Source organism: Enterobacter cloacae subsp. cloacae ATCC 13047 (assembly GCF_000025565.1).
GTDB lineage: Bacteria > Pseudomonadota > Gammaproteobacteria > Enterobacterales > Enterobacteriaceae > Enterobacter > Enterobacter cloacae.
Genome location: NC_014121.1, coordinates 1 through 12,710, shown reverse-complemented (window position 1 = coordinate 12,710; position 12,710 = coordinate 1). Strand labels below are relative to the sequence as shown.

11 protein-coding genes are annotated in these 12,710 nt (G+C 56.4%); 1 reads left to right on the top strand and 10 read right to left on the bottom strand.

Annotation, left to right across the window (positions count from 1 at the left end; genetic code table 11):
• Window positions 1-114: 114 nt before the first annotated feature.
• The 6 genes from dgoD to ECL_RS00030 form a co-directional block, all read right to left on the bottom strand.
• Window positions 115-1,263 carry a galactonate dehydratase gene (dgoD, locus tag ECL_RS00055; RefSeq protein ID WP_013094786.1) on the bottom strand — a complete coding sequence of 383 codons (1,149 nt, stop codon included), beginning with the start codon at window positions 1,261-1,263 and terminating at the stop codon, window positions 115-117.
• A complete protein-coding gene (locus ECL_RS00050) occupies window positions 1,260-1,877 on the bottom strand; it encodes a 2-dehydro-3-deoxy-6-phosphogalactonate aldolase (RefSeq protein ID WP_013094785.1) in 618 nt (205 codons plus the stop codon). The genes dgoD and ECL_RS00050 overlap by 4 nt, the downstream gene beginning before the upstream one ends.
• On the bottom strand, window positions 1,861-2,739 hold the full coding sequence (locus ECL_RS00045) for a 2-dehydro-3-deoxygalactonokinase (RefSeq protein WP_013094784.1): 879 nt from the start codon (window positions 2,737-2,739) through the stop codon (window positions 1,861-1,863). Before ECL_RS00045 ends, ECL_RS00050 begins: the two co-directional genes overlap by 17 nt.
• Window positions 2,736-3,425, bottom strand: coding sequence for a D-galactonate utilization transcriptional regulator DgoR (gene dgoR, locus ECL_RS00040; protein ID WP_003861109.1), 690 nt, complete (start codon window positions 3,423-3,425; stop codon window positions 2,736-2,738). The genes ECL_RS00045 and dgoR overlap by 4 nt, the downstream gene beginning before the upstream one ends.
• A 226-nt stretch (window positions 3,426-3,651) precedes the next feature.
• Window positions 3,652-4,464, bottom strand: a complete 813-nt coding sequence (gene yidA, locus ECL_RS00035) for a sugar-phosphatase (protein ID WP_013094783.1) — start codon at window positions 4,462-4,464, stop codon at window positions 3,652-3,654.
• A 114-nt stretch (window positions 4,465-4,578) separates the two neighbouring features.
• Window positions 4,579-5,604, bottom strand: coding sequence for a zinc-dependent alcohol dehydrogenase family protein (locus tag ECL_RS00030; RefSeq protein WP_013094782.1), 1,026 nt, complete (start codon window positions 5,602-5,604; stop codon window positions 4,579-4,581).
• A gap of 110 nt (window positions 5,605-5,714) precedes the next feature.
• On the opposite strand from ECL_RS00030, the gene ECL_RS00025 reads away from it, so the two are divergent.
• A complete protein-coding gene (locus ECL_RS00025) occupies window positions 5,715-6,662 on the top strand; it encodes a LysR family transcriptional regulator (protein ID WP_013094781.1) in 948 nt (315 codons plus the stop codon).
• 20 nt (window positions 6,663-6,682) lie between these two features.
• On the opposite strand, the gene gyrB is transcribed toward ECL_RS00025, so the two are convergent.
• Genes gyrB through dnaA form a run of 4 tightly spaced genes read right to left on the bottom strand, consistent with a single transcriptional unit; the run spans window position 6,683 to window position 12,698 of the window.
• Window positions 6,683-9,094: a DNA topoisomerase (ATP-hydrolyzing) subunit B gene (gene gyrB / locus ECL_RS00020; protein WP_013094780.1), complete on the bottom strand. Its 2,412-nt coding sequence runs from the start codon at window positions 9,092-9,094 to the stop codon at window positions 6,683-6,685.
• 28 nt (window positions 9,095-9,122) lie between these two features.
• Window positions 9,123-10,196 (bottom strand): DNA replication/repair protein RecF, encoded by a 1,074-nt coding sequence (gene recF / locus ECL_RS00015; RefSeq protein WP_013094779.1) that lies wholly within the window; start codon window positions 10,194-10,196, stop codon window positions 9,123-9,125.
• Entirely contained in the window at window positions 10,196-11,296 is a 1,101-nt protein-coding gene (gene dnaN / locus ECL_RS00010) for a DNA polymerase III subunit beta (RefSeq protein WP_008500170.1), read from the bottom strand. The genes recF and dnaN overlap by 1 nt, the downstream gene beginning before the upstream one ends.
• Before the next feature lie 4 nt (window positions 11,297-11,300).
• Complete coding sequence (gene dnaA, locus ECL_RS00005; RefSeq protein WP_014068246.1) at window positions 11,301-12,698, bottom strand: chromosomal replication initiator protein DnaA; 1,398 nt, start codon at window positions 12,696-12,698, stop codon at window positions 11,301-11,303.
• Window positions 12,699-12,710 lie beyond the last annotated feature (12 nt).

Here is a 12,710-nt window from a genome sequence, read left to right as displayed (position 1 = left end):
CCTGTAATTTACAGAGGGTTATATTTTTGTATGTACGTTTTTATTGCCCGGTGGCGCTTCGCTTACCGGGCCTACGAGAGAGTAGGCCGGATAAGCGTAGCGCCATCCGGCGATTTACCACTCGGCTACGGAGCCATCTTCATGACGCCACAGCGGGTTACGCCAGTCCGGCGCATTTTTACTGAGCTCAATGACTTTGGCTTCGTCAATGTCCACGCCAAGGCCCGGCTTCATTAATGGTTTGAAGAAACCGCCTTCCATGCTGAAGTCTTCTTTGTTTTTCACAAAGTCGAGCAATTCCGCGCCCTTGTTATAGTGAATACCCATGCTCTGTTCCTGGAACACGGCATTGCGGGAGACAAAATCCACGTGCAGGCAGGCCGCCAGCGCAACGGGCCCCAGCGGACAGTGCGGCGCCAGCGCCACATCGTAGGCTTCTGCCATCCCGGCAATTTTGTAGCATTCGGTGATACCGCCCGCATGGGAGAGATCCGGTTGCAGGATCGCAATACCGCCTGCCTCCAGCACGCGTTTGAACTCGAAGCGCGAGAACATACGCTCACCCGCGGCGATAGGAATATGGGTCTGTTCAGCCAGTTTCGGATAGTACTCCGCCTGCTCGGCCAGGACGGGCTCTTCAATAAACAGCGGACGATATGGCTCCAGCTCTTTAATCAGCACTTTGGCCATTGGCGCACTGACGCGTCCGTGGAAGTCCAGACCAAACTCAATCTCGTTACCGAAAGCTTCACGGATTTGCGCCACGGTATTCACCGCCCGGTCCACCGCGCGCGAGTTGTCAATCACGCCCATCTCTTCACAGCCGTTAAGCTTAAAAGTATCGAAGCCGATATTGCGCAGCTGCGTAATGCCGTCGATCACTTCCGCAGGGCGGTCGCCACCCACCCAGCTGTAGGCTTTGATTTTGTCGCGTACCAGGCCGCCCATCAGCTGCCAGACCGGGGCATTCAGCACTTTGCCTTTGATATCCCACAGCGCCTGGTCAATACCGGCGATGGCGCTCATCAGGATTGGGCCACCGCGATAAAAGCCCGCCCGGTACATCACCTGCCACAGGTCGTTAATGCGTGCCGGATCCTGACCAATCAGGTATTCCCCCAGTTCATGCACCGCGGCCTCCACGGTGCGTGCGCGCCCTTCTATCACCGGTTCACCCCAGCCAACCACGCCTTCATCGGTTTCGATTTTCAGGAACATCCAGCGCGGGGGTAAACGGTACGTGGTGAGTTTGGTTATTTTCATTGCACTGCCTCTCGATACGCTTTCACAAATGCTGCCGCCTGCTGCGCGGTACGCTCAACGGACTGTCCGGCGCGATAGAGATCGCTGCCCAGCCCCGCGCCCACACAACCGGCGTTAATCCACTGCGCCAGGTTTTCTGGCGTCACGCCGCCCACGGCAAAGACCGGCACGCTGGCGGGCAAGACCGCTTTCAGTGCTTTGATATAGTCAGGACCAAAGGCCGAAGAGGGGAAAATTTTGAGCGACTGCGCACCCGCCTCGAGGGCGGTAAAGGCTTCGGTTGCCGTCGCGCATCCTGGACACACGGTCATTCCATGGCTCACCGCGCGGCGGATCACCTCGGGGTTGATGTTGGGGGTGACGATGAGCTTGCAGCCCATCTTTGCCAGCCTCTCCACCTGCTCCGGCTGCAAGACGGTTCCTGCGCCAATCAGCGCTTTATCACCAAAGGCCTCTACCACTGTCGGAATACTTTTTTCCCATTCGGGGGAGTTGAGCGGGATTTCCACCGCGTCGAATCCGGCGTCGATCACGGCACCGACGTGCGCCAGCGCCTCGTCGGGGGTAATGCCGCGCAAGATTGCGATAAGGGGAAGACTAGTTTGCCACTGCATGAGCGATGCTCCTTATTCCTGCCTGAAATGCCGTGTCGCCGGATACCGTTGATACTTCACGGCCAATCGCGCGAAACGCCTGCTCGTAGCGCGACGTCAGCGCTGCACCAGCGACAATCGTGACAGCCTGCTCGCACCCGACGAACTCACGCATGCTGGCGACTTCTGCGCCAATCAGCAGGCCAGAAAGAAACTCGCTGACCTGCTCGCGCGGGAGATTTCCCAGCACGTGCGAGGCGCGAACCTCAAAAAGTTGCGGCAAAACATCAGGAAAAGCGATCCCACGAGCAAGGCCAGCAGCAAACGCCTCCGGCGACGGAACCTGCTCCGGTAAACCGGCCCCCAACAGCGAATGATTAAGCAGCAAATGGTGCAATTCGCCGGTCATTACGGTGCGAAAATCGTGGATATGCTCTGCATCTGCCTGGACCCACTTGCAGTGCGTGCCGGGCATGACGTAGACAGAAGAAGGAGAAAGCGTGCGCGCACCGAGCAGCTGTGTCTCTTCACCGCGCATCACGTTATGGTTATCGTCGCGCGAGACGCACAAACCGGGAACAATCAAGATATTGTCGCCAACGGACGTTAACTGCTTGCCAATGGCGGAGAAAGAGACAGGAACAGGCAGATAAGGCGCGATTTTCCAGCCCACGTTGCTGCCCACCATCCCCGCCATCACCACGGGCGTGGCGCTGTCGCGCCAGTTTTGTGTGACCTCTGCTAACACCGCCTCGGGGGATTTTCCGTTCAGACGCGTCACGCCTGCTTCTGATTGCCTGCTCTCCAGGCACTGCTCGCCCTGGTACAGCCAGGCGCGCAGATTGGTCGATCCCCAGTCAATTGCGATGTAGCGTGATGTCATGTGATTTCCTTCAGCCTTCGTGTTGAGCTGGCAATCATGGTGAGCGCCGCCTGCTCTGCCGCATCGCCGTCCTGATGCCGTATCGCATCGAACAGCGCTTTATGTTCCTGGAGCGTTTTTGGCATATTGGCCTCATCACCCATCCAGGTACGTTCAAATACTGCTCGCTGTAGCGAGCTGATCGCCACGCTAAGCTGCTGTAAGACCGGGTTATGCACCGACTGCAGTACCGCCTCGTGGTAGCGAATATCCGCCTCGTTAAATGCCTCACGGTTCTGGTTATTGGCGATCATGTCGTTCAGCGCCGACTCAATCTGCGCCAGGTCACCTGAGGTGGCGCGCTCTGCCGCCCAGCGGGCGATAGCCGGTTCTACCAGGTTTCGTACCTCGCTCATGGCGCCAATCAGCCGCGGGTCGTAATCGTTTTCCAGTACCCACTGCAGAACATCGGTATCGAGGTAGTTCCACTGGTTGCGCGGGGCAACAAACGCGCCGCGATAGCGTTTCATTTCAATCAGCCGCTTCGCCATCAGCGAACGGAACACTTCCCGGATGATGTTGCGGGAGGTTTCAAACTCCTCACACAGTTCTGCCTCTGCCGGCAGCGGCGAGCCGGGAACATATTTGCCACCCACAATCTGTGTACCCAGCGTGATGACAATGCGATCGGTTTTATTGAGAGTCATGGAGAGTCCTTGTGCTCTGTAAGTCCATCACTACTTTACCGCGACCGCTGAATTTCGCCTCACTTTTGCAGTACAAACGTGAGGCCTTTCGCCTTTGCTGTGGTGACAATGTAGTACAATCAATTAATGTTGTACTACAATCCAGATCACAAAAAGAACAATTCAATAAACTCAGGGCCAAAAAAAGCCCCGGTTGATAACCGAGGCTGATGATTAAGGGCGACTGTTAGGAGAGGACAAATTTCTCAATCGCGTAAGCCACGCCGTCTTCCAGGTTAGATTTGGTGACGAAGTTCGCCACTTCTTTCACTGACGGGATGGCGTTTTCCATCGCCACGCCCATACCCGCGTATTCAATCATTGCGATGTCGTTTTCCTGATCGCCCAGGGCCATGATCTCTTCAGGCTTAATGCCCAGCGCGTCGGCAAGCGACTTCACGCCGGTGCCCTTATTGACGCGTTTATCGAGGATTTCGAGGAAGTACGGCGCGCTTTTCAGCACGGTGTATTTCTCTTTGACCTCCGCCGGGATGCGCGCAATGGCTTTATCGAGGACCTCAGGCTCATCGATCATCATCACTTTCAGGAACTGAGTGTTCGGATCCATTTTTTCTGCTTCACAGAACACCAGCGGAATGGTGGCGACATATGATTCGTGCACGGTGTAATAGCTGATGTCGCGGTTAGCGGTGTAGAGCGTTGTACGATCGAGCGCGTGGAAGTGAGACCCGACTTCACGGGACAGTTTTTCTAGGAACAGATAGTCATCGTAATTCAGCGCGGTTTGCGCAACCGTGCTGCCGTCCGCCGCTTTCTGCACCAGCGCGCCGTTATAGGTGATGCAGTAATCGCCCGGCTGATTCATGTGTAGCTCTTTGAGGTAGCTGTGCACGCCCGCATACGGACGCCCGGTGGTCAGTACCACATTCACGCCCTTTGCGCGCGCCGCGGCGATTGCGTTTTTAACGGCTGGAGAGATAGTGTGGTCTGGCAGCAGCAACGTGCCGTCCATATCGATTGCAATGAGTTTGATAGCCATGAGGTCCCCGGGATAAATGAGTGCTACCTCATGCTAACGCGATTAAGCACACAAAAATAGAGCTACATTGCGCAACAGAAAACCCCTTTTTCCGCAATCCCGGGGAACGTTGACTCACTCGCGGGTGAGGACGATTTTACCAAACGCGCCGCGATCGAGGTGTTCCAGCGCCTGCTCCAGCTGGTCAAAACGGTAGCGCTGCTCAATGACCGGTTTCAGCCCTGTCACCTCCACGGCGCGGACAAACTCTTCCAGCGCACGGCGATGCCCGACACCAATCCCCTGAATAACCGGGGATTTCAGCAACAACTCACCCGCTGATAGCGTAATCTCGCTCCCGGCCAGCACGCCAATCACCGAGATGCGTCCATGAACGGCAACGGCACGCAGGGAGTGCTGCAAGTTTTCTCCCCCCACGGTTTCAATAATGTGGTCAATGCCGCGATCCTGAGTCAGCGTTAAAAGCGCTTCAGCCCAGTCGCCTTTCAGCCGGTTGATACCCCGATCGGCTCCCAGTTTTTTGGCCCGCGCCAGCTTTTCATCACTCCCCGAGGTCACGTAAACCTCTGCACCGAGTGCTTTTGCAATTTGCAGTGCGAAAATCGCCACCCCGCCGGTGCCTTGTACCAGCACCGATTGTCCGGCTCGCAAGTTCCCGCGCTCCACCAGCGCAAACCAGGCGGTTAGCCCTGCACAAGGTAATGTGCTGGCCTCAACGTCATCCAGGGTTTCCGGAGCGGCCACCAGCCCGTTTTCATTCACGATCACGTACTCAGCCAGCATCCCCGGGAAGTACCCTCCGCTCGTTTTATAGGGCAAATGACGGGCATCCGCCTGCGGCCTGCCGTCGATCCACTCCGGGAAGAACGTCGAGATGACGCGAGCGCCGGGTTGAAAACGCGTCACGCCTTCACCAATGCTGTCCACCACGCCGGCCATGTCAGACGCCGGTGTGAACGGGAAGGAAAGCGGGATCGGCATCATGCCTTCAATCACCATTTTATCGCGATAGTTGAGCGCAACGGCATTCACCCGCACGCGCACTTCGCCTGGACCTGGCTTCGGAACAGGTTCCTGGGTGAGTTTAAGATTCTCCCGTCCGAGAGCGTTCATTGACCAGCGTTGCATTGTCTCTGCCATTGTTTTTCTCCTGCCGTTAAATAAGCTTCAGTATCGACAGTCTACCGTTGACTCCTTGTTGCCAGTGGCGATAACTTTTCCCACTATTGACGCCATAATGGAAACAATCCATGACCAGTACGCTGAAGGATATTCCCGTTTTCGTGGCCGCCGTGGAGGCGGGCAGTTTTGCGCAGGCCGCGATCCGCCTGCATTTGTCGCGCTCCGCGGTGGGAAAAAGCATCGCTCGACTGGAAGAGCGGCTGGGAGTCCGTCTGTTTCACCGCACCACCCGCAGCCAAAGCCTGACCGATAACGGGGCGCTTTTTTACGAGCGCTGCCTGCGTGCGCTGGAGGAGATTAGGGGCGCGGAGTCGCTGCTGGAAACGGGGAAGCAGCAGATCAGCGGCCGCCTGCGTGTGGCCATGCCGGTGCTGTTTGGTCGCCAGTGCGTCGCGCCACTGCTGATAGAACTGGCGCAGGAACATCCCGGTCTTGAACTGGAAATGTCATTCAGCGACCGCGTGGTGGATCTCGTAGAGGAAGGGTTTGATATGGCGGTGCGCAACGGCACGCTGCAGGACAGTAGCGTTCTGGTCGTCAGAAGGCTGGGAGAACACCGCATGGTGCTGTGTGCTGCGCCAGAATATCTGCAAAAAAGCGGTCAGCCAGACACCGTTGCTGATTTACCCCACCATACTGCCATTAACTATCTGCGAGCAGGCAGAGTGTTACCCTGGCAGCTAATGGATAACGAAGGGAGATCGCACACCTTTACTCCCCGCTCATCCCTCAATATGGATGATTTGCAGGCGATTTGCGACGCAGCGCTGGCAGGATACGGCATTGCATGGTTGCCCTGCTGGATGGCCCGCAGAGAAATACAGCAGGGGAAACTCATCCCGCTTTTAAAGCAGGCGCCGGACGTACGCTTCGACGTTCATGCAGTCTGGCAACAGACGCCGCATCTGCCACTCAGAGTCAGAATTGCCATCGATACGCTTGCCAGCCGTTTACCGTCAGTGCTGTCGCTGGATATGCCTGAGCCAAAAAAAAGCCGCGCTAAATGCGCGGCCTGAATCGAGCTGTATAACAACGATTAAATATCGATATTCGCCGCTTTCAGTGCGTTCTCTTCGATGAAGGCACGACGAGGTTCAACCGCATCGCCCATCAGGGTCGTGAACAACTGGTCGGCAGCAATCGCGTCTTTAACGGTAACGCGCAGCATGCGACGGCTTTCCGGATCCATGGTGGTTTCCCACAGCTGATCCGGGTTCATTTCGCCCAGACCTTTATAACGCTGGATTGAGAGGCCGCGACGGGACTCTTTCACCAGCCATTCCAGCGCCTGTTCGAAGCTGGCCACCGGCTGGCGACGTTCGCCACGTTCGATGAACGCATCGTCTTCAATCAGACCACGCAGCTTCTCGCCAAGAGTGCAGATACGACGGTATTCCGGGCCGGTCACAAACTCGTGCTCCAGCGGGTAATCGGTATCGACGCCGTGGGTACGCACGCGAATAATCGGCTCAAACTGCTGCGCCGCGTTCTGCTGAACGTCGAACTTCCACTGGCTACCGTGCTGCTCTTTCTCGTTCAGCTCGCTCACCAGCGCGTTCACCCAGCGGGTCACCGCCTGCTCGTTGCTCAGATCGGCTTCAGTCAGGGTTGGCTGATAGATCAGCTCCTTCAGCAGCGCTTTTGGATAGCGACGCTCCATACGACCAATCATTTTCTGCGTGGCGTTGAACTCAGACACCAGACGCTCCAGCGGCTCACCTGCCAGTGCCGGAGCGCTGGAGTTCGCATGCAGGGTCGCACCATCAAGCGCGATCGCGATTTGGTACTGATCCATCGCGTCGTCATCTTTGATGTACTGTTCCTGTTTGCCTTTCTTCACTTTGTACAGCGGCGGCTGTGCAATGTAGACGTGGCCGCGTTCAACGATTTCCGGCATCTGACGGTAGAAGAAGGTCAACAGCAGCGTACGGATGTGCGAGCCGTCGACGTCCGCATCGGTCATAATGATGATGCTGTGATAGCGCAGCTTGTCCGGGTTGTATTCGTCACGACCAATGCCGCAGCCCAGCGCGGTGATCAGCGTCGCCACTTCCTGAGAAGAGAGCATTTTGTCGAAACGCGCTTTCTCAACGTTGAGGATTTTACCTTTCAACGGCAGGATGGCCTGGTTCTTACGGTTACGGCCCTGCTTCGCAGAACCGCCCGCGGAGTCCCCTTCCACAAGGTACAGTTCGGACAGCGCCGGGTCGCGTTCCTGGCAGTCAGCCAGTTTGCCCGGCAGACCCGCTAAGTCCAGCGCGCCTTTACGGCGGGTCATTTCACGGGCTTTACGCGCCGCTTCACGGGCACGCGCTGCATCGATAATTTTACCGACAACGATTTTCGCGTCGTTCGGGTTTTCCTGCAGGTAGTCGCTCAGCAGTTCGTTCATCTGCTGTTCAACCGCCGATTTCACCTCAGAGGAGACCAGCTTGTCTTTGGTCTGTGAGGAGAACTTCGGATCCGGCACTTTCACGGAGACAACAGCAATCAGGCCTTCACGGGCGTCATCACCGGTGGCGCTGACTTTCGCTTTTTTGCTGTAGCCTTCTTTGTCCATGTAGGCGTTCAGGGTACGGGTCATCGCCGCACGGAAGCCCGCAAGGTGCGTACCACCGTCACGCTGTGGAATGTTGTTGGTGAAGCAGTAGATGTTTTCCTGGAAACCGTCGTTCCACTGCAGAGCCACTTCCACGCCGATACCGTCTTTTTCCGTAGAGAAATAGAAGATATTTGGGTGAATTGGCGTTTTGTTCTTGTTCAGGTATTCAACGAACGCTTTGATACCACCTTCATAGTGGAAGTGGTCTTCTTTGTTGTCGCGTTTGTCACGCAGACGAATTGAGACGCCGGAGTTCAGGAACGACAGTTCACGCAGGCGTTTTGCCAGGATGTCGTACTCGAACTCGGTGACGTTGGTGAAGGTTTCGAGGCTCGGCCAGAAACGCACCATGGTACCGGTTTTTTCGGTATCGCCGGTCACGGCCAGCGGCGCTTCAGGCACACCGTGCTGATAGATCTGGCGGTGAATTTTGCCTTCGCGCTGGATAACCAGTTCCAGTTTCTGCGACAGGGCGTTTACCACGGAAACACCTACGCCGTGCAGGCCGCCGGAGACTTTATAGGAGTTATCGTCAAATTTACCGCCTGCGTGCAGAACGGTCATGATCACTTCTGCAGCAGACACGCCCTCTTCCGGATGGATACCGGTCGGGATACCACGGCCGTCATCCTGTACGGAAACAGAGTTATCGGCGTGGATGGTGACGATAATGTCTTTACAGTGACCCGCGAGCGCTTCGTCGATAGCGTTATCTACCACCTCGAATACCATGTGGTGCAGACCGGTGCCGTCATCCGTATCGCCGATATACATACCCGGGCGCTTACGCACCGCATCCAGCCCTTTCAGGACTTTGATACTGGAGGAGTCATAAGAATTCGACATCAACGTTTCTCGCTCATTTCAACTTGGGTTAATCCGTTATTTTACCCTTTTCCACGGTAAACATCTTCGAATTTTCGTCCGACATGTCCATAACGTGTTCAGCGCTAATGGCGCTGACGAAAACCTGCGACTGCGTGGCTTTCAGGCGGCTGGCAAGCAGCCCGCGCCGCGCGTCGTCAAGTTCCGAGGCAAAATCATCTATCAGGTACAGGCAGCGTCGCCCGCTTTCGCGGGTGAGGAACTCCCCCTGCGCCAGGCGCAGCGCGCACATCAGGAGCTTGAGCTGCCCGCGCGACAGGGTGTCTTCTACCGGCGCACCGTCAGCACGAATGCGGAAATCCGCCTTGTGCGGTCCGTGCGCGGTGTAGGTCAACATACGGTCGCGCTCGAAGTTTCTCTCCAGCACCTCGGCATAATCCGTCTCTTTTTCCCAGCCGCGCTGGAAGGAGAAGGTGAGAGAAAATTCAGGTAAAAACTGTTTGCAGGTGTCGGCCATATCTTCGGCGATGCCTGCGCTGTATTCGGCACGCCAGCGGCTGATTTGTTCCGCAAGAGGAATTAATTCCATGTCCCACGGGCGCAGCTGGGCGTAGCGCGTGACCTGGCGCAATGCGGCGTTACGCTGCTTAAGCAGACGCTTCAGGTTGCTCCAGGCGTTAAAGAAACCGGCTTCGTTGTGAAAGCATCCCCAGTCGAGGAACGCTCTTCTGTATTTGGGGCCGCCGTTGAGTAAAGTAAACCCCTCCGGCGTGATCAGCTGCATCGGCATCAGCAGCGCCAGCTCCGCCACTTTGTGGCCGTCGGTACCGTCGATGCGCACCTTGCTGTCGCCCTGCTTGTCTTTGGTCAGGCCAATGGCGGTTTCCCGCTCCTCACCCTGCAAACGCCCGTGCAGGACAAAGGATTCCTGTTCGTGGCGAATCACGCGACCAATCTGCAAACTGCGAAACGCCCGGCCATGGCCGAGCGTATAGATGGCTTCAAGCACGCTGGTTTTGCCGCTGCCGTTTGCGCCAACCAGGAAGTTAAAGCCAGGGGATAAAGCGAGATCCGCGCTTTCGATATTGCGAAAGTCGCGGATCAACAGACGGGTGAGCGACATTACAGTCTCATTGGCATAACAACATACGCAGCCGACTGTGATGCGGCATCTTCAATCTGTACGCTCGAAACGGAGTCAGTCAGCAGAATGCGAACGTTCTCGCATTTCAGTGCATTCAGCACGTCCAGCACGTAGCTGACGTTAAACCCGATTTCCATCTCAGCCCCGGCGTAGGTGACGTCCAGAATCTCTTCTGCCTCTTCCTGCTCCGGGTTGTTGGCGGTGATTTTGATCTGGTTTTCACTTACGTACAAGCGCACACCGCGGAATTTCTCGTTCGAGAGAATGGCCGCACGGGCAAATGCCTGCTTGAGGCTATCGCAACCCGCTTCCAGCGTTTTGTCCGGGTTCTTCGGCAATACGCGGCGATAATCCGGGAAACGACCGTCAACCAGCTTGGATGTGAAGACGAAATCGCCCACGTGAGCGCGGATGTTGTTGCTGCCGATCTGCACGCGCAGCGGCGTGTCGCCACCGTCGAGCATACGCATCAGCTCAATTACGCCTTTACGCGGCACAATCACCGAATGGTTAGGTAGTGAGTCGCCAATTGGCATGGAACAGACCGCCAGACGGTGGCCGTCGGTGGCCACGGTACGCAGCTCTTCCCCTTCGGTTTCGAACAGCATGCCGTTTAAATAGTAACGAACGTCCTGGTGCGCCATAGAGAACTGCGTGGCTTCAATCAGACGCTTCATCGTCGCCTGCGGCAGGGTGAATTCGACTTCACTTTGCCAGTCGTCCAGGTTCGGGAAGTCCGCAGCAGGCAGCGTGGAGAGGGAGAAACGGCTGCGGCCAGAGCGCACCAGCATGCGGTCGCCTTCCAGCTGCACCGCGATCTCTGCGCCTTCCGGCAGCCCGCGGCAGATATCAAAGAATTTACGTGCCGGAACCGTGGTCGCGCCTGCGTCATGCGGCTGAGTCAGCGTAACGCGCGCGATCATTTCCATTTCCAGGTCTGTGCCGGTCAGCGACAGCGTACCGTCCGCGACCTGAAGCAGCAGGTTTCCAAGAATAGGCAGCGTTGGGCGGCCACCTAATGGGCCACTCACCTGTTGCAGCGGTTTTAATAAATGTTCACGTTCAACGGTAAATTTCATAGCGTCACGATGATAATGTTCTGATTAAATTGGAAAAATCTTCTTTTATGTCGTGGCTTTCTTCGCGTAACTGCTCAATCTTGCGACAAGCGTGCAGCACGGTCGTATGGTCACGGCCACCAAACGCATCGCCGATCTCCGGCAGACTGTGGTTGGTTAACTCCTTTGCCAGCGCCATCGCCATCTGACGCGGGCGCGCCACCGAGCGGGAACGACGTTTAGACAGTAAATCTGCCACTTTGATTTTGTAGTACTCGGCCACCGTCTTCTGAATGTTGTCGATAGTGACCAGTTTTTCCTGCAGTGCCAGCAGATCGCGCAGCGCTTCACGCACAAAATCGATGGTGATCGCGCGGCCGGTAAAGTTGGCATTGGCGATGACGCGGTTCAGCGCCCCTTCCAGCTCACGAACGTTGGAACGCAGACGCTTGGCAATAAAGAACGCCACTTCACCCGGCAGGCGAATGTCGTTCTCATCGGCTTTTTTCATCAGGATCGCGACGCGGGTTTCCAGTTCCGGCGGCTCGATCGCCACGGTCAGGCCCCAGCCGAAGCGGGATTTCAGACGATCTTCCACACCGTTGATCTCTTTTGGATAACGATCCGAGGTCAAAATGATCTGCTGGTTACCTTCCAGCAGCGCATTGAAGGTGTGGAAAAACTCCTCCTGCGATCGTTCTTTATTCGCAAAGAACTGAATGTCATCGATCAGCAGCGCATCAACAGAACGATAATAGCGTTTAAACTCTTCGATCGCATTGTTTTGCAGGGCCTTTACCATGTCCTGAACGAAGCGCTCGGAGTGCATATACACCACTTTCGCATTTGGCTTGCGCGCCATAATGCCGTTACCCACCGCGTGCAGAAGGTGCGTTTTACCCAGACCCGTGCCGCCATAGAGGAACAGCGGGTTATAGGCTCCACCGGGGTTGTCTGCCACCTGGCGAGCCGCCGCGCGTGCCAGCTGGTTCGATTTACCTTCCACGAAGTTATCGAAGGTGTGTTTGACGTTAACGTTAGAGCGGTAGGTCGGTTCTGCCGGGGCAGGCACATTATCCCAACCCGGACGTGCAGCAGGAGCAACGCGAGGAGCCGGAGCGGGTGCCGCCTGAGCAGGCACTGCCACGTTTACGGTTTCGCGCACCGTCTGGGTGACCGGCTTTGTGCCCACTTCAAAGCGCAGCTGCGGGGCATCTGACCCGCAGAAATCATTCAGCAGTCCGTTGATGTTATTAAGGTACTTGTCCCTTACCCAATCGAGCACAAAACGGTTTGGCGCATACAAAGCCAGCGTGTTATCGCTCAGTTCCGCCTGCAACGGGCGGATCCACATACTGAATTCTGTGGCTGGTAACTCATCCTGCAATCGGGCAAGACACTGCTGCCAAAGCGAAAGTGACACGGCGGACTCCAC

What these genes read in the sequence shown, in the direction of transcription:
- ECL_RS00025 (WP_013094781.1), top strand. Translation starts at nt 5,715, where the DNA reads ATGACCAGTACGCTGAAGGATATTCCCGTTTTCGTGGCCGCCGTGGAG.
- yidA (WP_013094783.1), bottom strand. Translation starts at nt 4,464, where the DNA reads ATGGCTATCAAACTCATTGCAATCGATATGGACGGCACGTTGCTGCTG.
- dnaN (WP_008500170.1), bottom strand. Translation starts at nt 11,296, where the DNA reads ATGAAATTTACCGTTGAACGTGAACATTTATTAAAACCGCTGCAACAG.
- ECL_RS00030 (WP_013094782.1), bottom strand. Translation starts at nt 5,604, where the DNA reads ATGGCAGAGACAATGCAACGCTGGTCAATGAACGCTCTCGGACGGGAG.
- dgoD (WP_013094786.1), bottom strand. Translation starts at nt 1,263, where the DNA reads ATGAAAATAACCAAACTCACCACGTACCGTTTACCCCCGCGCTGGATG.
- dgoR (WP_003861109.1), bottom strand. Translation starts at nt 3,425, where the DNA reads ATGACTCTCAATAAAACCGATCGCATTGTCATCACGCTGGGTACACAG.
- recF (WP_013094779.1), bottom strand. Translation starts at nt 10,196, where the DNA reads ATGTCGCTCACCCGTCTGTTGATCCGCGACTTTCGCAATATCGAAAGC.
- ECL_RS00050 (WP_013094785.1), bottom strand. Translation starts at nt 1,877, where the DNA reads ATGCAGTGGCAAACTAGTCTTCCCCTTATCGCAATCTTGCGCGGCATT.
- gyrB (WP_013094780.1), bottom strand. Translation starts at nt 9,094, where the DNA reads ATGTCGAATTCTTATGACTCCTCCAGTATCAAAGTCCTGAAAGGGCTG.
- ECL_RS00045 (WP_013094784.1), bottom strand. Translation starts at nt 2,739, where the DNA reads ATGACATCACGCTACATCGCAATTGACTGGGGATCGACCAATCTGCGC.